Source organism: Streptomyces sp. NPDC058308 (assembly GCF_042880275.1).
Classification (GTDB): domain Bacteria; phylum Actinomycetota; class Actinomycetes; order Streptomycetales; family Streptomycetaceae; genus Streptomyces.
In genome coordinates this window covers 75,226-93,726 of sequence record NZ_JBHVZA010000024.1, presented here as the reverse complement: position 1 = coordinate 93,726, position 18,501 = coordinate 75,226, and the positions used below count along the sequence as shown (strand labels likewise).

17 protein-coding genes are annotated in these 18,501 nt (G+C 72.5%); 8 read left to right on the top strand and 9 right to left on the bottom strand.

Going from position 1 to position 18,501, the window contains the following annotated elements; genetic code table 11:
• Positions 1 to 77: 77 nt before the first annotated feature.
• A complete protein-coding gene (locus tag ACFVYL_RS28585; protein WP_389720886.1) occupies positions 78 to 2,297 on the bottom strand; it encodes an NADP-dependent isocitrate dehydrogenase in 2,220 nt (739 codons plus the stop codon).
• Positions 2,298 to 2,426: 129 nt separating this feature from the next.
• On the opposite strand from ACFVYL_RS28585, the gene ACFVYL_RS28580 reads away from it, so the two are divergent.
• Entirely contained in the window at positions 2,427 to 3,035 is a 609-nt protein-coding gene (locus tag ACFVYL_RS28580; RefSeq protein WP_389720884.1) for a TetR/AcrR family transcriptional regulator, read from the top strand.
• Entirely contained in the window at positions 3,032 to 4,540 is a 1,509-nt protein-coding gene (locus tag ACFVYL_RS28575; RefSeq protein ID WP_389720882.1) for an MFS transporter, read from the top strand. The genes ACFVYL_RS28580 and ACFVYL_RS28575 overlap by 4 nt, the downstream gene beginning before the upstream one ends.
• Here the strand turns inward: ACFVYL_RS28575 and ACFVYL_RS28570 are convergent.
• Both ACFVYL_RS28570 and ACFVYL_RS28565 read right to left on the bottom strand, forming a co-directional pair.
• A complete protein-coding gene (locus ACFVYL_RS28570; protein WP_389720881.1) occupies positions 4,443 to 5,645 on the bottom strand; it encodes a serine hydrolase domain-containing protein in 1,203 nt (400 codons plus the stop codon). The genes ACFVYL_RS28575 and ACFVYL_RS28570 overlap by 98 nt on opposite strands.
• Complete coding sequence (locus tag ACFVYL_RS28565) at positions 5,642 to 7,138, bottom strand: alpha/beta hydrolase (RefSeq protein WP_389720879.1); 1,497 nt, start codon at positions 7,136 to 7,138, stop codon at positions 5,642 to 5,644. The genes ACFVYL_RS28570 and ACFVYL_RS28565 overlap by 4 nt, the downstream gene beginning before the upstream one ends.
• A gap of 246 nt (positions 7,139 to 7,384) precedes the next feature.
• Between ACFVYL_RS28565 and ACFVYL_RS28560 the strand changes: the two genes are divergently transcribed.
• Positions 7,385 to 8,374: an aldo/keto reductase gene (locus tag ACFVYL_RS28560; RefSeq protein ID WP_389720877.1), complete on the top strand. Its 990-nt coding sequence runs from the start codon at positions 7,385 to 7,387 to the stop codon at positions 8,372 to 8,374.
• A gap of 34 nt (positions 8,375 to 8,408) precedes the next feature.
• Positions 8,409 to 8,912: a DUF6314 family protein gene (locus ACFVYL_RS28555; protein WP_389720875.1), complete on the top strand. Its 504-nt coding sequence runs from the start codon at positions 8,409 to 8,411 to the stop codon at positions 8,910 to 8,912.
• Between the two features lie 57 nt (positions 8,913 to 8,969).
• Here ACFVYL_RS28555 and ACFVYL_RS28550 read toward each other — a convergent pair whose 3' ends face one another.
• Entirely contained in the window at positions 8,970 to 9,428 is a 459-nt protein-coding gene (locus ACFVYL_RS28550; protein WP_389720873.1) for a GNAT family N-acetyltransferase, read from the bottom strand.
• 91 nt (positions 9,429 to 9,519) lie between these two features.
• Positions 9,520 to 10,956: a PLP-dependent aminotransferase family protein gene (locus ACFVYL_RS28545; RefSeq protein WP_389720871.1), complete on the bottom strand. Its 1,437-nt coding sequence runs from the start codon at positions 10,954 to 10,956 to the stop codon at positions 9,520 to 9,522.
• Here ACFVYL_RS28545 and ACFVYL_RS28540 point away from each other — a divergent pair.
• A complete protein-coding gene (locus ACFVYL_RS28540) occupies positions 10,955 to 11,923 on the top strand; it encodes a DMT family transporter (protein WP_389720869.1) in 969 nt (322 codons plus the stop codon). The genes ACFVYL_RS28545 and ACFVYL_RS28540 overlap by 2 nt on opposite strands.
• A gap of 96 nt (positions 11,924 to 12,019) precedes the next feature.
• Positions 12,020 to 12,214, top strand: coding sequence for a DUF1918 domain-containing protein (locus ACFVYL_RS28535; protein ID WP_389720867.1), 195 nt, complete (start codon positions 12,020 to 12,022; stop codon positions 12,212 to 12,214).
• 10 nt (positions 12,215 to 12,224) lie between these two features.
• On the opposite strand, the gene ACFVYL_RS28530 is transcribed toward ACFVYL_RS28535, so the two are convergent.
• Entirely contained in the window at positions 12,225 to 13,460 is a 1,236-nt protein-coding gene (locus ACFVYL_RS28530; protein WP_389720865.1) for a glycoside hydrolase family 10 protein, read from the bottom strand.
• A gap of 182 nt (positions 13,461 to 13,642) precedes the next feature.
• On the opposite strand from ACFVYL_RS28530, the gene ACFVYL_RS28525 reads away from it, so the two are divergent.
• Entirely contained in the window at positions 13,643 to 14,503 is an 861-nt protein-coding gene (locus ACFVYL_RS28525) for a 3-hydroxybutyryl-CoA dehydrogenase (RefSeq protein WP_361733701.1), read from the top strand.
• A 247-nt stretch (positions 14,504 to 14,750) separates the two neighbouring features.
• Positions 14,751 to 15,008 (top strand): hypothetical protein, encoded by a 258-nt coding sequence (locus tag ACFVYL_RS28520; protein ID WP_384258130.1) that lies wholly within the window; start codon positions 14,751 to 14,753, stop codon positions 15,006 to 15,008.
• On the opposite strand, the gene ACFVYL_RS28515 is transcribed toward ACFVYL_RS28520, so the two are convergent.
• From ACFVYL_RS28515 to ACFVYL_RS28505, 3 genes are all read right to left on the bottom strand, one after another.
• Positions 15,009 to 15,551 (bottom strand): NUDIX hydrolase, encoded by a 543-nt coding sequence (locus tag ACFVYL_RS28515; protein ID WP_389720863.1) that lies wholly within the window; start codon positions 15,549 to 15,551, stop codon positions 15,009 to 15,011. It lies immediately after the preceding gene.
• Between the two features lie 119 nt (positions 15,552 to 15,670).
• Positions 15,671 to 17,020, bottom strand: a complete 1,350-nt coding sequence (locus tag ACFVYL_RS28510; protein WP_389720861.1) for a transcriptional regulator — start codon at positions 17,018 to 17,020, stop codon at positions 15,671 to 15,673.
• 282 nt (positions 17,021 to 17,302) lie between these two features.
• Entirely contained in the window at positions 17,303 to 18,292 is a 990-nt protein-coding gene (locus ACFVYL_RS28505; RefSeq protein WP_389720972.1) for a PP2C family protein-serine/threonine phosphatase, read from the bottom strand.
• Positions 18,293 to 18,501: the final 209 nt, after the last annotated feature.

The following is an 18,501-nucleotide window of genomic DNA, read 5'->3' as shown; positions in this document are numbered from 1 at the left end:
GCATCGTCACGTCGTACGCGAAGGGGCCTCCCGCCACATCGGCGGGAGGCCCCTGTGTTCACTGCGTACCGGGAGCGTCAGCCCAGGATCGAGAGCGCCTGGTTGAGCGTCGCGGACGGGCGCATGACCGCGGCGGCCTTGGCGGCGTCCGGCTGGTAGTAGCCGCCGATGTCGGCCGGGGAGCCCTGCACCGCGACGAGCTCGTCGACGATGGTCTGCTCCTGCTCGGTCAGCGTCTTGGCCAGGGCCGCGAACGCCTCCGCGAGCTGCGCGTCGTCGGTCTGCCTGGCCAGCTCCTGGGCCCAGTACAGGGCGAGGTAGAAGTGGCTGCCGCGGTTGTCGATGCCACCGAGGCGACGGCTCGGCGACTTGTCGTTCTCCAGGAACGTCGCCGTGGCGCGGTCCAGGGTGTCGGCGAGGATCTGCGCGCGGGCGTTGCCCGTGGTGGTGGCGAGGTGCTCGAAGCTCACCGCGAGGGCGAGGAACTCGCCCAGGCTGTCCCAGCGCAGGTAGTTCTCCTTGACCAGCTGCTGGACGTGCTTCGGGGCGGAGCCGCCGGCGCCCGTCTCGAAGAGGCCGCCGCCGTTCATGAGCGGGACGACCGACAGCATCTTGGCGCTGGTGCCCAGCTCCAGGATCGGGAACAGGTCGGTGAGGTAGTCGCGCAGGACGTTGCCGGTGACGGAGATGGTGTCCTCGCCGCGGCGGATGCGCTCCAGGGAGAACGCGGTGGCGTCGACCGGCGACATGACCCGGATGTCCAGGCCGTCGGTGTCGTGGTCGGCGAGGTAGCGCTCGACCTTGCCGATGAGCACGGCGTCGTGGGCGCGGCTCTCGTCGAGCCAGAACACGGCCGGGTTGCCGGTGGCGCGGGCGCGCGTGACGGCGAGCTTGACCCAGTCCTGGATCGGCGCGTCCTTGGTCTGGCACATGCGGAAGATGTCACCGGCGGCGACGGTCTGCTCCAGGACGACGTTGCCCGCGCCGTCGAGGACCCGGACGTTGCCCGTGGTCGGGATCTCGAAGGTCTTGTCGTGGCTGCCGTACTCCTCGGCCTTCTGCGCCATCAGGCCGACGTTCGGGACCGAGCCCATCGTCGACGGGTCGAAGGCGCCGTTGGCGCGGCAGTCGTCGAGGACGACCTGGTAGACGCCGGAGTAGCTGCTGTCCGGCAGGACCGCGAGGGTGTCGTGCTCGCCGCCGTCCGGGCCCCACATGTGGCCGGAGGTGCGGATCATGGCCGGCATGGAGGCGTCGACGATGACGTCGCTCGGAACGTGCAGGTTCGAGATGCCCTTGTCGGAGTCGACCATGGCGAGCTCGGGGCCCTCGGCCAGCTCGGCCTCGAAGGACGCCTTGATCTTCTCGCCCTCGGGGAGCGACTCCAGGCCCTTGAAGATGCCGCCCAGACCGTCGTTCGGGGTCAGGCCGGCGGCGGCGAGGACGTCGCCGTACGCCGCGAAGGTCTTCGGGAAGAAGGCGCGGACCACGTGGCCGAAGACGATCGGGTCGGAGACCTTCATCATCGTGGCCTTGAGGTGCACGGAGAAGAGGATGCCCTCGGCCTTGGCGCGGGCGACCTGCTCCTTGAGGAACTCGCGCAGGGCGGCGACGCGCATCACGGAGGCGTCGACGACCTCGCCCGCGAGGACCGGTACGGACTCGCGCAGGACCGTGGTGGAGCCGTCGTCACCGGTGAGCTCGATGCGCAGCGAACCGGCGTCGGCGATCACGGCGGACTTCTCGGTGGAGCGGAAGTCGTTCTCGCCCATGGTGGCGACGTTCGTCTTCGAGTCGGCCGTCCAGGCGCCCATGCGGTGCGGGTGGGCCTTGGCGTAGTTCTTGACCGACGCGGGGGCGCGGCGGTCGGAGTTGCCCTCGCGCAGGACCGGGTTGACGGCGCTGCCCTTGACCTTGTCGTAGCGGGCGCGGATGTCGCGCTCCTCGTCGGTCTTCGGGTCGTCCGGGTAGTCGGGGAGCGCGTAGCCCTGGCCCTGCAGCTCGGCGACCGCGGCCTTCAGCTGCGGGATCGAGGCCGAGATGTTGGGCAGCTTGATGATGTTCGCCCCGGGCGTCTTGGCGAGCTCGCCGAGCTCGGCGAGGGCGTCGTTGATGCGCTGGCCCTCCTCCAGACGCTCCGGGAAGCTCGCGATGATCCGCCCCGCGAGCGAGATGTCACGGGTCTCCACGCTGACCCCGGCGGTCGAGGCGTAGGCCTGGATCACCGGCAAGAACGAATGGGTCGCCAGGGCCGGGGCCTCGTCAGTGTGGGTGTAGATGATGGTCGAGTCAGTCACCGGGTGCTCCGCTCCGCGTCTGCAACATTGCTCGACATCAAGATATCTCCTACCTCCCCCGTCCCGGACAGGGCCCTCGGGCCCCCAATCTTCGTAGACACTGTCTACGCGATGTAGTAGACAGTGTCTATGACGGAAACGGCGGGCAGGAACGAACAGGACGCCGGGCTGCGGGCCCGGCTGGTGGACGTGGGGGTGGAGCTCCTCGCGGCGCAGGGGGTGCAGGCGCTGACGCTGCGGGAGATCGCCCGCCGGGCCGGGGTCTCGCACGGAGCGCCCCGGCGCCACTTCCCCACACATGTGGCGCTGCTGTCCGCCATCGCCCGGCGCGGCTTCGCCGAGCTGGCGGCCGAGGCGGAGAAGGCCGCGGGGGACGGGGCCGACGGGGACGCGCGCACGCGGTTGAAGGCGCTGAGCCGCGCGTACCTCGGGTTCGCCGCGGCGCACCGCGGCATGTTCGAGCTGATGTTCCGCCACGACCTCCTGGAGAGCAATCAGCTCGGCCTGCGGGAGACCAGCCTGCCGCTCTTCGACGTCCTGGTCGGACTCGTCGCCGAGGCCCGGCCCGCCGCCGCCGGCTCGGGGGCGCGGGTCGCCGCGGCCGCGCTGTGGGCGAACCTGCACGGGATCGCGCAGCTGTGGGGGTGGGGCAGCCTGCGTCTCGCCTCGGGCGCGGACGACGTGGAGCCGCTGATCGACGCCGCGCTCCAGGCGCACCTCGGGCCGGAGCGCACATGACCCGGCCGAACGCGGTCGGGCGGACCCTCACCCTCGCCTGCAGCGTGGTCGGCGCCATGGTCGTCGCACTGGACGGCACCGTGCTGACCGTCGTCCAGCCCGCTCTGCGGCACGACCTGGACGCCTCGTTCGCCCAGGTGCAGTGGACAAGCACCGGATATCTGATCGCCGTGGCGAGCCTGCTCGTCTTCGCCGGGCGACTCGGCGACCGGTACGGGCACCGGCGGCTCTTCGCCGTCGGAACGCTCGGCTTCGCCGCCGCCTCCGCGGGCGTCGGCCTCGCCCCGGACGTCGGCTCGGTGATCGCGCTGCGCGTCGCCCAAGGGGTCTTCGGGGCGCTGCTGCAGCCCGCGACGCTCGGCATGCTGCGGGCCGCGTTCCCGCCCGACCGGCTCGGCATGCCGATCGCGCTGCGGACGAGCGCGATCGGCCTCGCGGCCGCAGCGGGACCCGTACTGGGCGGGGCACTCGCCACCCACCTGGGCTGGCGCTCCGTGTTCTTCCTCAGCGTCGTGCCCGCGCTCGTGATCGGCGTCCTGGCGCTGGTCGTGCGCGTGCCGGACCCGCGCGGGCAAGGACCGGCGCCCGGGCTCGACCTGCCCGGTGCCGGGCTGCTCGCGCTCGCGCTCGCCTGCCTCGTGCACACGCTGGTCGGCGTCCCGAAGAGCGGCTGGACGACGGCCACCGCGGCGGGTTCCCTGGTGGCGGTGGTCGCGGGCGGCGCGTTCGTCCGGCACGAACGGCGTACGGCGGGGCCGCTGGTGCCGCCCCGCCTGCTCCACTCGGCCGCGGTCGGCCCCGCGCTCGGCGTGCTCGTCACGGCGTCCGCATCGATGTTCGGGGCGCTCTACGTCGCGACGTACTTCCTCCAGGACGTGCTGGCGCTCGACCCGCTGCACAGCGCGCTCACCGCCCTGCCGCTCGCCGTGATGATGGTGGTGGGCGCGCCGCTCTCGGCCGTCCTGCTGCGCCGGGCGGGCCCGCGCCGGACGCTCACCGGCGCCATGGCGGTGCTCGCCCTCGGCGTGCTGGCCCTCTCCCGCCTTGACGAGGCGTCGGGACCGGTGGCGGCCGGCGGCGCGTTCGTCCTCGTGGGGGCGGGGTTCGGGACGGTGATGGTCGCGGCCACGGCTGTCGTCGTACGCCATGCGCCGGTGGCCGACGCCGGGGTGGCGGGCGGCCTCCAGCAGACGGCGATGAACGTGGGCCCGGCGCTGGGCATCGCCCTGGCGACCACGCTGATGACCGCGCTCGCCTCCCCCGCGGCGGGTCATCCACGCCGGCCCGGCGACGCGTTCCTCCCCGCGATGCCCCCGACGCTGACGGCCCTGGCCGTGGTGGCGGCACTCGGCACCCTGCTGGCGACGCGCACGCCGACACTCACCCCGAACCCGAACCCGAACCCGGCTACGGCCCCAGCCCCGGACTCAACACCGCGTCCACCATCCGGAGCGTCGCCCGCGCCTGCGCCTCATGGGGCTCGGGGCTGTCGATCCGCAGAGTGAAGGCCGCGCTGGTCACGGATGTCGTGCCGTCCGGGGTCACGCCGCCCTCGCTGACACAGCCGAGGCTCGTGCCACCGTGGAACCAGAGGCCGTCCGCACGCCCGGCGACGGGCCGCCACGCGATGCCCAGGCCGTAGCGGACCCCGTCGGCGGGTATCCAGTCCTTCACCGGCACGGTCCGCCTCATGGCCGTCAGCTGCGCGGGCCGCAGCAGCCGGCCGCCCAGCAGCGCGCGCAAGAAGACGCCGTGGTCGCGCGTCGTGGAGATCAGACAGCCGTCGGCTCCGCCGCCGAAGCCGAGCGTGGTGTCGATGGGGCGGGTCTCCCCGGGGAAGTACGTGTAGCCCGTGGCTGTCGGCCGCGGCACGTACGCCGAGGTGCCCGGCGCGAAGGTGTCGCGCAGACCGAGCGGTTCGATGATCCGCTCGTGGACCTCCTGGGCCCAGGGGTGCCCGGAGACCGCCTCGACGATCATCCCGGCGACGACGTAGTTGGTGTTGGAGTACTCCCAGCGCCGCTCCCCCGCCGGGTCGTCGGCGTCGGGCAGCCACTGCGGCGGCGCGCCGAGAGCCACCGCGAGCTGTTCCTCCGGAGTCTGCGAGCGGAAGCGGTTGCGCCGGTACGCCTCGGGCGTGAAGTCCCCGCTGTCCGCGCTGATGTAGTCGTTGAGGCCGCTGGTCTGCCGCAGCAGGTTGGAGACCGTGATCCGGCGGCCGTCGTTGCCGTGGCCGCGGACCGCTCCGGGCAGCCACCGCTCGACGGTGTCGGTGAGCTTCAGGCGTCCCTCGCCGACGAGTTGGAGGACGACCGTCGCGGTGAACGTCTTGGTGTCGCTGCCGATGCGGTAGTACGAGCCCCAGGGCACGGGCTGCCCGGCCGTGCGGTCGGCGACGCCCGCGCGGGCGGTCGTGCGGCCCAGCGGGCCGCCGCTCACCTCGGCGATGACGCCGGTCGCGCCGGTGGCGCGGATCGCGTCGACGTGGTGCTGGAGGGCGCGGTGCCGCCGGGAGGGGGCGGGAGTGGCGGAAGCGGGGGCGGCGGCCGCTCCCGTGAACAGTGCCGCCGCGGTGGCCGTAAGACCGGTACGCCTGCTGATCCGCGTCATCGGGAACCCTCCGGCTTCGCACACGTGCGGTCCGCCGCGGGCAGCTTCCCGTCACGCAGGTAGGTGTTGACCGTGCGGTCGGCGCACGGGACGGGGGTGAGCCCCTCGATGCCGCGTCCGTAGACGCCGTGCGAGCGGATGTCGGCCGTCACCAGGCGGGAGGCGGTGAGCTTCGCGTGCAGGGCGAGGGCGCCTTCGTAGGGGACGTTGTTGTCGTGGCGGGCCTGGAGCATGAGGAGCGGCACGTCGTTGCCGATCTCCGTGCCTGCTTCGCGCGGCTCGCCCCGCCAGAACGCGCACGGGGCGATCATCCCGTTGACGTACGGCCCGAACACCGGCTGAGCGGCCCGGCTGCGCTGCATGTTCTTCCAGTACGTCGCGGGATTCTTCGGCCACCCGCCCGCGGGCCAGCCCCCGTCGCCGCACATGAAGATCGCGCCGCCCACCATGCTGTCCGCGAGCTCGGGCGAGGAGAGCAGCTCCAGCATTGCGGCGAGCGCGGGTCCCGGCTCGACCTCCTCGCCCGCGGCGGCCTTCTTCACATCGGCCACGACACTGAGCAGTTGCGGGTCGTACTCCTCGTGCTGGACGAGCTGCTTGAGGATCATCCGCAGTACCGGGGCGTTGAGGCGCTGCCCCTTGACGGCGATGGGGTGCCGTTCGGCCTGTGCGAGCAACGCCCTTACGTCCGCGCCCACTTGACCGTCGAGGCCGCGCAGCGCGGCTTCCGCCGGCGCCCCCGACCGCTGGAACAGCTCGTACTGCGTGGCCGCCGGATCCGTCGAGGAGTCCAGGACGATCCGGTCCGCCCGCCGCGGGAAGAGCTGGGTGTAGACGGCGCCCAGGTCGGCGCCGTACGAGATGCCGTAGTACGACAGCTTGCGTTCGCCGAGCGCCGCGCGGATCGCGTCCATGTCGCGGGCGACGTTCCGCGTCGACGCGTGCGGGAGCAACGTGGCGTTGTCACCGTGCTCCTGGCACCGGCGCGCGGTGTCGCGCGACGACCGCACCGAGTCCTCGAAGTCCCTGCGCGGGGTGGTGGTCGCGCCGGGCGGCGTGGGCCTGGGGGCCTTGCCGCACGTGAGGGGCGTGCTCTCGCCGAGGAAGCGGGGGTCGAAGCCGATCAGGTCGTAGCGGTCCGCCACGTCCTTCAACGCGGGCCGCAGGGCCAGGGTGTTGGCGAGCCCGGTGCCGCCCGGGCCGCCCGGGTTGGAGAGCAGGATGCCGCGCCGTTTCCCCGGTGACTTCGCCTTGATGCGGGAGACGGCGATCTCGATCGTACGGCCGCCGGGGTCCGCGTGATCGAGAGGCACGGTCACCTTCGCGCACTGCGCGCCCGCCGCGTTCAGTTCCTTCTGGCCGGCGGAGCAGGGGCCCCAACCGAGCGTCTTCCGCAGCCTGTCGGGGGATGCGGGCCTCTCCGCGGCGGCCACCGATCCCCCGAGTAACGCGACAAGACCCAGTCCCGCGGTGACTGCTGACGCGACGCGCATGGTGCTCCTCGTTTCGACGGTCCCTGGTCCGGTCGCCCGGCCTGCGGGTTGATCACCACGCTAGGAAGGTCCACGCCGCCGGACCATCGTGCTGGCGGGCCGAACGCCCCTGGGGCCAGCCCCCGTACCCGGCCTCCGGTTCTCCGGAGAATCACGCCTTGACCTGGAGTCCGCTCCAACTCCTAGTGTCGTTCTCGATCACGGGGAAGATCCCGGATCACCCGGAACATCCCAGGAGGTACCCGCATGACCAGCCTTCCCACGCGCCGTCTCGGCGCGCTGACCGTCTCGGCGCAGGGCCTCGGCTGCATGGGGATGAGCCACGGCTACGGCACGTCGGACGACACGCAGTCGGTCGCGACGATCCACCGCGCCCTCGACCTCGGCGTCACCCTGCTCGACACCTCCGACTTCTACGGCAACGGCCACAACGAGCAGCTCATCGGCCGTGCGCTCGACGGCGCCCGTCGTGAACAGGCCGTCGTCGCCACGAAGTTCGGCTTCGCCAACCGGCTCGGCGAGGCGCCGCACATCCGGGGCGACGCTGCGTACGTGCGCGAGGCCTGTGACGCCTCGCTGCGCCGTCTGGGCGTCGACCACATCGACCTGTACTACCTGCACCGGGTGGACAGGACCGTGCCGATCGAGGAGACCTTCGGCGCGATGGCCGAGCTGGTCGCGGCCGGGAAGGTGCGCCACCTCGGGCTCTCCGAGGCCAGTGCGCGCACCATCCGGCGGGCGCACGCCGTGCACCCGGTCACGGCGCTGCAGAGCGAGTGGTCGCTGTGGACCAGGGACCTGGAGGCGGAGATCGTGCCGGTCTGCCGTGAGCTCGGCATCGGCCTGGTGCCGTTCTCGCCGCTCGGGCGCGGCTTCCTCACCGGCCGTTACACCTCGCTGGACGGGCTCCCGCAGGACGACCTGCGCCGCACCCAGCCCCGCTTCGCGGACGGCAACCTGGAACAGAACCTGTCCATAGTGGAGACCCTGCACGCGCTCGCCGCCGAGAAGGGCGTCACGGCCGGGCAGCTGGCGCTGGCCTGGGTGCAGCACCGGGGCGACGACGTGGTGCCGATCCCGGGCACGCGCCGCGAGAAGTACCTGACGGAGAACGTCGGGGCCGTCGCGATCGAGCTGTCCGCGGACGATCTCGCCGCGATCGACGCGGCGGCGCCCGCGGACGAGGTGGCGGGCCCGCGCTACGACGAGCGCAGCCTGACGGTGGTGAACGGCTAGGGCCTAGATGTATTGGCCCGCGTAACCTGCGGGTATGTCCTCTCATCCCGCGCCCCAGGCTCTCCATCCCGTGCCCCGGGCTCTGGAGCACCTCGCCGGGCAGTGGCGTGTCGAGCGCACGGTGTACGACCTCGCGGACGGTTCCGAGGGCCGCTTCACCGGGACGACGCTCTTCTCGCCGCTGCCCGCCCCGGAGGCCGGCGGACTCCTCCACCACGAGTCCGGCACCTTCACCTGGCGCGGCACCGCCCGCCCCGCCGAGCGCACGCTGCGCTTCCTGCCCGGTGAGGCGGCGGGCACCGCACGCGTGGAGTTCGCCGACGGACGCTTCTTCCACGACCTCGACCTGCGCTCGGGCCGCTGGACGACGGAGCACCCCTGCGTGCGCGACCTCTACCGCGGCGAGTTCGAGGTGGTCGACGCGGACCGCTGGCGCACCCGGTGGCGGGTCGGCGGTCCGGCCAAGGACCTGCTGCTCGTCACGGAGTACCACCGGCTGGATCGAGCCGGAGGTTCCAGCGGCCGCCGTGCCGGGTGAGGGTGACGGTCGGGAGGGGGCGCATGTCGAAGTTCCAGCCTCGCCGCGGGCGGACCCCTACTGGTTGCCGCGCGCCATCCACTTCTCCGGGGCTTCGAGCCCCTTGAAGCCGAGCTTTTCGTAGACGCCGTGCGCGTCGCCCGTGGCGAGCAGCATCCGGCGCACCCCGAACGGCTCCAGGTGTTCGCAGATCGCGCCCACGAGCGCGGTGCCGAGCCCCTTGCCGCGCGCTTCGGGGGCGACGTACACGTCGCAGAGCCACGCGAAGGTGGCCCGGTCGGTCACCACCCGGGCGTACGCGACCTGCTCCCCCGCACCCGAACTCCCCTCGTATACACCGTAGTTGAGCGATCCTGCGATGGCCGCGTCCTGCTTCTCGCGCGTGCGGCCGAGCGCCCAGTACGCGTCGGTGGAGAGCCAGTGGTGGACGCGGGCGGCGTCGATGCGGGCGGGGTCGGCGGACATCTCGTAGCCGTCGGGAAACGTGGCGCTGTCATACGTGGCACTGTCATTCATGGGCACGAGCCTGGCAGCGGCCACCGAATCGCGTCGAGCGGATTTCACCTGGCGGGACGGGCGCCCGCGGCCGGCGGACGGCACCCCTCGCTCACCCCAGCACTTCGTCGCAGGCCACCCGCAGCCGCCGTACCCCCTCCGTGATCTCCCCCAGCCCGGCGACCGCCGCGAAACTCAGGCGGACGTGTCCCGCCGGGGGTTCGGCCGCGAAGTACGGGCGGCCGGGGGCCACGGCAACCCCCGCGCGGAGGGCCGCGGAGGCGAACGCGGACTCGTCCGCGCCGTCGGGAAGCCGCAGCCACAGGTTGTAGCCGCCCGCCGGGACGTGCGGCACCGCGAGCTCCGGCAGGCGCAGCCGCAGCGCCGCCGTCATCGTGTCCCTGCGCTCCTTCAACTCCCCCGCCACCGCCCGCAGATGGCGCGGCCAGGCCGGGGAGCCCACCAGTTCGAGCGCCGCCTCCTGCAGCGGCCGCGGCACGAAGAAGTGGTCGACGACCTGGATGGCGCGCAGCCGCTCAAGGACCGGACCGCGGGCCACGAGCGCGCTGACGCGGAAGCTGGGCGAGGTGGCCTTGGTGAGCGAGCAGACGTGGACGACGACGCCGTCGCGGTCGTCGGAGGAGAGCGGGCGCGGCAGCGGGCCCGCGTCCTCGTGGACGAGGCGGCGCACGAAGTCGTCCTCGACGACGAACGCCCCCGCCGCGCGGGCGATCCGCAGGACCTCGGGGCGGCGCTCGGCGGACAGCACCGCGCCGGTCGGGTTCTGGAACAGCGGCTGGCAGACGAAGACCTTGGCTCCCGTCGCCTCGAAGGCGGCCGCCAGGAGTTGGGGGCGCACCCCGTCGGTGTCCACCGGCACCGGCACCGGACGCAGCCCCGCCGCCCGGGCGATGGCCAGCATGCCCGGATACGTGGGGGACTCGACGAGGACCGGCGCCCCGGGCGGGGCGAGCGCCCGCAGCGCCGTCGTGAGCGCGCTCTGGCCGCCCGCCGTGATCAGCACCTCGGCGGCCGTGATCGCCCCGCCGATCCCCCGCGCGAACCACTCGCGCAGTTCGGGCAGGCCGTCGACCGGCGGGCGCCCCCACGCCCCGGGCCGCCGTCCCGCCCGCGCGAGGGCCGCCGCCATCGCGCGCTCGGGCTGCAGGGCGGGGTCGAGGTAGCCGCCGTTGAACTCGATGATGCCCGGCGGCGGCGCGGCGAGGGTGGCGAGGACCCCGGACGCGTCGACCGAGCGCGGCACCAGCTCCGCGGCGGCGTCGGCGCTCAGCGTCACCTCCTGCCAGGACGTGTCGCCGACGGGCTCGGCGGGCGCGGCCGCCTCGGCGCGGAAGACGCCCGCGCCGGGGCGGGTGACGACCAGCCCCTCGGCGGCCAGCTGCGCCAGGGCCCGGGACACGGTCACCGGGCTCACCCTGAACCGCTCGACCAAGGCCCGGCTCGATGGCAGCTTTCCACCCGGAGAGTAGCGGTCGAGCTCCTCTCGCAGGCTTTTCACCAGTTCACCCACGCTGCTACTGTCATGCATGACAGCACAGGATAGCGCTACTCGCCCGACCCGGATAGCGGTCCCGGCCTCCGAGACCGCGCCCCCGACTCCGGCGCCGGGGCCGACCCCGGGCCCGGCCCCCGCGGGCACGCACCGAGCCGGCACCGTGATGGCCGCCCTCGGCGTGACGGCCTTCTCGCTCACCTTCCCCTCCACCGCCTGGGGTCTCGAAGGCATCGGCCCCTGGAGCTTCGTGACCCTGCGCGGCGTGCTCGCCGCGTTCGTCGCGGGCAGCGCTCTGCTCGCCCTGCGCGTCGTCGTCCCGCACCGCAGGCACTGGGCGGGGCTCGCGGTGGTGGGCGCCGGTGTGGTCGTCGGTTTCCCGCTGCTCACCACGCTCGCCCTGCAGACCTCGACCACCGCGCACGCGGCCGTGGTCGTGGGGCTGCTCCCCCTGACGACCGCCGTCTTCTCGGTGCTGCGCACCGGGGCGCGCCCCTCGCGCGCGTTCTGGGCGGCGGCGCTCGCCGGGGCCGCCGTGGTCATCGCGTTCACCGTGCAGCAGAGCGGCGGCGCCCTGACCACCGCCGACCTCTACCTCTTCGGCGCCCTGCTGATCTGCGCGGCCGGCTACACCGAGGGCGGTCGGCTGGCCCGCGAGATGCCCGGCTGGCAGGTGATCGGCTGGGCGCTGGTCCTGTGCCTGCCGCTCAACGTCGCGGGCGCGCTCGTGGCCCTGCCCCACGAGTCCTTCCACCTGACCGGGCACAGCACGGCGGGCCTGCTGTACTCCGCGATCGGCTCGCAGTTCCTCGGCCTGGTCGTCTGGTACCGGGGGATGGCGGCGATCGGCGTCCCCAAGGCCAGCCAGCTCCAGCTGGCCCAGCCGCTCCTGACACTGGTCTGGTCGCTCTTCCTGCTCGGCGAGCACCTCACCGTCGCGGCCCCGCTCACCGCGGTCGCCGTCCTCGCCTGCATCGCGGTCACCCAACGGGCCCGCGGCTGACCGGTCACTCGCCCGACAGGGCCCCAACTCCCGCCACACGTCGTACACTTGCGGCCACAGATCGCGACCACTGAGCGGGACGAGGGGGCACTGGAGATGCGTGCGACCGTAGGCGACGACCTGGTGGTGCACGGCAGGATCGTCGGGCAGCACGACCGGATCGCGCAGATCGTCGAGGTACTGGGCCCGGACGGCGGGCCGCCGTACCGCGTCCGCTTCGAGGACGGCCACGAGACCCTGATGTCACCGGGCCCCGACACCGTCGTACGGCACCAGGACCCGGCTCCGTAGCCCACCCGGATCAGCGCGGTGGCTTCGCCGGCTCCTGGTAGTGGTCGGCGACCACCCGGGCCATCGCGCCGATCCTGTCGACGCCGACCTCCTTCGCCGAGAAGAAGACGTGCCCGCGCACCTCGGGGTGGTTCTCGGCGAACGTGAGGTGGCGGGACAGCTCCGCCGGGTCCTGCCAGGCCGCGGGCTGCGCCGGGTCGCCCGCCTTGTACAGGGCCTCACCGATGTACAGGCGCACGTCCGTGCCGCGCACGACGTCGCTCCACCACGGGATCAGCTTGGCGTAGTCCGCGGCGGCGAAGCCGATGTTCCAGTAGACCTGCGGAACGATGTAGTCGAGCCAGCCCTTCTTCACCCAGCCGCGCGTGTCCGCGTACAGGTCGTCGTAGGTCTGCACCCCGGCCCGGGTGTCCGAGCCCGTGGGGTCCGTCGCGATGTTGCGCCAGACCGCGAAGGGGCTGACCCCGAAGTGGGCGCGCGGCCGCGCCTTCTTCACCCGGACGGACATCTCGCGCACCAGCCGGTCGATGTTGTCCCGCCGCCAGGAGGCCCGGTCGGGGAAGCCGCCGCCGTAGCGCTCGAAGGCCTCGTCGTCGTCGAAGACCTGGCCCGCGGCGGGATAGGGGTAGAAGTAGTCGTCCCAGTGCACCGCGTCGATCGGATAGCGGCGCACGGCGTCGAGCATCGCGTCCTGCACGAAGCGCCGCACCGCGGGCAGGCCCGGGTTGTAGTAGAGCTTCCCGCCGTAGGGCACCACCCAGTCGGGGTGCACGCGTGCGGGGTGGGTGGCCACCAGGCGGGACGGATCCGTGTGGTTGGCGATCCGGAAGGGGTTGAACCACGCGTGCAGCTCCAGACCCCTGCGGTGGGCCTCGTGCACGGCGGTGCCCAGCGGGTCCCAGCCCGGGTCCTTGCCCTGGACGCCGGTGAGGTACTCGGACCACGGCTCGTACGGCGAGGGCCACAGCGCGTCGGCCGTGGGCCGCACCTGGAAGACCACCGCGTTGAGTCTGCGGCGGACGGCCGCGTCCAGGTGCGCGAGGAGCTCGCTGCGCTGCTGCGCCGCCGGGAGCCCCGGCTTGGACGGCCAGTCGCGGTTGACGACGCTCGCCAGCCACATGCCGCGCAGCTCGCGGCCCTTCTTCGGGCGCCGGCGGCCGACGGCGGCCGCGTCTCCCGCCGTAGCCAGGCCCGCGACCGTCGCCGCGGCCGCCACCGAGAAAACCCGACGTGACATACGCCTCATCTGCAGGCCCCCTGAGCTAGCAGTCGTCCGGCACCCCTTGCCGGTTGCGCACAGCATGCCCGACCCGGCCCCTCATGGACCCTTCATTGCGGAGTAACGTTCACGGCCGAGGCAGGCACCGCATCCATACGGGGGACCTGCCGGCCCCGTTGATCAGCGAAAGGCACGAGGTGACCGACTCCATGACCGATATCGCACGCGTCGGAGTGGTGGGCTGTGGCCAGATGGGCGCCGGAATCGCAGAGGTCTGCGCCCGCTCCGGACTGGACGTGAAGGTCGCGGAGACCACCGGCGAGGCCCTGGAGATCGGCCGTACGCGGCTGTACAACTCCCTCTCCAAGGCGGCGGAACGCGGCAAGATCTCCGACGAGGAGCGCGACGCGACGCTCGACCGCCTCAGCTTCACCACCGACCTGGGCGAGTTCGCCGACCGTGACCTGGTCATCGAGGCCGTGGTGGAGAACGAGCAAGTCAAGACCGAGATCTTCCAGGTTCTCGACCAGGTGGTGACCCGGCAGGACGCGATCCTCGCCTCCAACACCTCCTCCATCCCGCTGGTGAAGCTGGCCGTCGCGACCTCGCGCCCTGACCAGGTCATCGGCATCCACTTCTTCAACCCGGCGCCGGTGCAGCAGCTCGTCGAGCTGATCCCGGCGCTGACCACCTCCGAGGGCACCATCAGCCGGGCCCAGGCCGTGGTGGAGAAGATCCTCGGCAAGCACGCGATCCGCGCCCAGGACCGCTCGGGCTTCGTGGTCAACGCGCTGCTCATTCCGTACCTGCTCTCCGCCATCCGGATGTTCGAGTCGGGCATCGCGAGCCGCGAGGACATCGACAACGGCATGGAGATGGGCTGCGCCCACCCGATGGGCCCGCTCAAGCTCTCCGACCTGATCGGCCTGGACACGGTCGCCTCGGTCGCCGACTCCATGTACGCCGAGTACAAGGAGCCCCTGTACGCCGCTCCCCCGCTCCTGCAGCGGATGGTGGACGCGGGCCGCCTCGGCCGGAAGTCCGGCTCGGGCTTCTACACGTACGCCTGACGAAGCGCATGCCTGACGGAACCTACGCCTGACGGAACGCACGCCTGACGCGCGCACACCCCGTACGAACACGTTCCGTACCGACGGGCCCGGCACTCCTGCGAGTGCCGGGCCCGCGGCGTTCACACACCGTGTGCGCAGGGGGCTCGCATATGCCCATCGCACACTCTCCCGCCCTGCCCACCACGCGGGTTCACTTTCTGTGCGGAAGGAGGGGGGACGCGCCACTACAGAGAGGAGCGGACTCGTGACCACCGACGGCGAAATGGCCGTGGTCCCGGAAGAACTCGCGGAGTTACGCCGTAGCTTGGACGTGGGCCTCGCCCGCGTCGACGGACGGCTGGCGTTGCTCACTCAGCACGACGAACAGACCGCCAAGAACGTGGAGACCATGGAGGCCCGGGTCGCCGCACTGGAGAACACCCGCTGGCCGCTGCCCACGATCGTCGCCCTCGCGGCGGTCGCGGCGATCGCCGTAGCGGTCTGGCAGGCCATCGGCCATTAGCTAGGGCCCGTCCTGGCCGAGGCGCAGATGGTGCAGGAGGAGGAGCGCCGCGGCCATGTTGGCGGCCGGGACCTCTCCGCGGGCCACCATGTCGGGGACCAGTTTGAGCGGTACCCACTCGCGGCGGTCCGACTCGAAGTCGTCTTCGGGGTGGCCGATGTACGTCCCCTCGTCGGACCAGTAGATGTGGTGCCGGGCGTCGGTGAGTCCGTTGGACGGCTCGACGCTCATGAGGTGCCGCAAAGGGCCCGGTCGCCAGCCGGTCTCCTCCTCCATCTCGCGTGCCGCCGCGTACGCGATGTCCTCGCCGTCCTCGACGACGCCGGCCGCCAGTTCCCACCCCCAGCTGTCGGTGATGAAACGGTGCCGCCACAACAGCAGCACCTCGTTGGCGTCGTTGACGACGGTGGCCACGGCGACGGGCCGCAGCCGTATGAGGAAGTGGTCCAGATGCCGGCCGTCGGGTAGTTCGACATCTGCGAGATTGACCGTGAACCAACGGTTTCCGTACACAGTTTGTTCGCTCTGTTTCGTCCACTGCACGGTTCTGCCACCTTCCGCCGAGTAGATGGCAATATCGCAGCAGGCCGAATGTCGGAGCAGAGTGTGTGCGGCTCGGAGCTGTGCGTGTGCGAGGGCGGCGAGGCGGCGCCGCTAGCGCGTCACAGCGGTACGCGCAGCGCGCCGTCGATCAGTTCGGCCGCCTCGGCCGTGCCCGCGCAGTCGCTGCGGACCAGGTGCTCCCGCACGGCGCGCAGCCGGTCACGAAGCCGCTGGGACTCCATCCCCCGCGCCTGTTCTGCCATTTTCACCGCCGAGGCCACCGCCTCGTCGGTGTTGCCCTGGCGGAGTTCGATCTGACTGAGCATGGCGAGGCGGTGCACCCGGCCCCGGTCGTGCGCCGGAGTGTCCACGGCCGCCGCGGCGTGCTCGTGGGCGCTCGCCAGATCACCCAGGCTGAGCAGCGCCTCCGCCACTTGCACATTGACGAGACCGGGCTGGACATAGCCCGTCTCGTCCGGCTCGCGGCCGCGCAGGATCCGGTCGGCCGCCACCTCCGCACGCCGGATGCAGGACAGCGCGCTCCTGCCGTCGCCCAGGTGCGCGTACGCCTTGGCCTGCATCGCGTACAGGTCGGAGGCGAGGGCCGGGGTGAGGTCACGCCCGGCGGCGCGCAGCGCGGCCTCGGCGAACGCCACGGCCTGGCGGTACTCGCGCATGAACAGGGACTGGTTGACGAGCAGCGCGATCACGTACGCGCCGAGCCCCTGGTCGCCGCTCGCCTTGGCCAGCCGCAGCGCCTGGTGGAAGTAGCGCTGGGCGAGGCCGTGCGCGTCGGAGTCGTACGCGCAGATGCCCGCGATGGCGACCAACCCGCCGGTGGAGCGGTGCAGTTGGCGGCCCATCTCGTCGGTGTAGCTGCCGCGCAGCAGCGGCGCGGCCTCGGCGTTGAGGAAGCCGACGATGCGGGTGCGGGTCGCGATGCCGCCGGTCTTGCGGTACATCTGCTCGTAGTGGGCGCGGGCGGCGCGCATCATCTCGATGTCGGCCGTGCTGACGGGGTGCCGGCCGCCGCGGGAGACGTCGACGTCCTCGGGCGGGTTCTCCCACTCCCAGACGGGCATCACGGCGGGCGTGCCCGTGACGGCGGGCGCGCCGAGCAGGTGCGGGCGCTGCTGTTCGTCCGAGCGCCACAGCGCGGTGGCCCGTTCCACGAAGCCGGAGAGCGTGGAGGACGCCGAGCCGGTCCGGGCGGCGGGGACCCCGGGCAGGCCGAGGCCGATGTCGTCGAGCGTGACGGACCGCTGCAGCCGGGCGGCGAGCACTTCGCAGATCAGGTCGGGGACCTGACCGCGCGGGCGCTGCCCCTTCAACCAGCGGGAGACGGCGGTGTGTTCGTAGCGCAACGCGAGTCCTCTGGATCTGCCCGCCTGGTTCACATGTGCGGCAAGTCCCGCGTGGGAGATGCCCGCTTCGTCGAGGATCGCGTCGAGCAGGGTGTTGGGCTGCATGGATGCCCTCCGGTGGCTCGGTGCTGTTCAGATTAGTGGAGGGCCCTTCACACGGGGTGTGAACGCAGTGCCCGGATCCGGGGGGTGTGCGCACTGCCGCATGGGGTGTGGAATCGCTTGACTGAGATGCCTCATCAGTTAAGGAGGCCGGCCGGGCCGCCGGCTCCCCCTCGTACAGTACGGCGGCCCTCACCAGCGCCATTCGTCCCGCCGTCTGCCCGACAACTCCATGGCGGGGCGGATGGCGCACGCCGCCGTCCCCGTTCTCCGTACGGGGGCGGCTCAGCTCATGGTGCGGGCGTGCCGCCCGGGCTCCGGCTGCTGGGCGGGGACCCTGGCCCGGTCGTTGCGCAGCACGAGCAGCGCCGCGTCGTCGGACGGCAACCGGCCTGCGTGGCGCGCGAGTCGGGCGTGGACCGCGCGGACGAGGCCCTGCGGCGAGACCGGCTGGGTGCGAGCGGCCTCGGTGAGGACGCTGCGCAGCGGGAAGTACGCCCCGGCGGCGTTCCGCTCGTCCTCCATCCCGTCCGTGTGCAGGATGAGCGCCTCGCCGGGCAGCAGCGGACCGCAGTGCAGTACGGGCAGTTCGGCCGGGAGCGGGAAGGAGCCGAGCGGCGGCAGTGGCTCGCCGTCCGTCAGGGGCCGCGCCTGCCCGCTCAGCAGATGGGGCCAGGGATGTCCGCAGTTCAGCGCCGAGATCTCGCCCCCCTCACTGATCTCCAGGAGCAGGACGGTCACGAACTCCTCGGCGAGCAGGGCGTCCTGCGCCGCCACGCCGGTCACGGGCGACTCGGTGTACGAGCGCTCCCGCAGGTGCCGCCCGAGGGCGCGCTCCAGCCTCCGCAGCACCAGCGGCAGTTCGGGCTCCTCGTGGGCCGCCTCGCGGAAGCTGCCGAGGACGGCGGCGACGGTCCCGATGGCGGCGAGGCCGTGCCCGCGCACGTCGCCCATGACCACCCGGACGCCGTAGTCGGTGGCGGCCACCTCGTACAGGTCACCCCCGACGGATGCGCCGCGCGACGCGGAGAGCCGCTCGGCGGCGAGCGCGAGTCCTTCGAGGCGGGGCGGCAGCGGCCGCAGGAGCACGTTCTGCGCGGCGCCCGCGACCTCGCGGATCTGCCGCAGCTCCCGCAGCAGCGCCCGGCGGACATGGAGGACGAGCCCGGTCCCGACGGCGAAGAACACGGCGCTGCTGACGATCCGCGCCCCCATGCCGTTCTGCTGCGCGAGCGGACAGGCCAGCTTGTACGTGATCGCGACGGCGCCCCACATGGTGGGCAGCCCCAGCGCGAACACCCGTCGGCACCGGACCGGGCGCACTCTGCGCAGCACACGGGGCAGCATGCGGGGCAGGGCACGGGGCAGCATGCGGACGACGCGTCGGGGACGCCCGTCCCGCACGCCCGCCCGGAGCAAGCCCCTGCGGGGCGCCCCAGCTCTGATACGACTCATGCTGTCGGCCCCCCTCGGCCCTGTCCAGC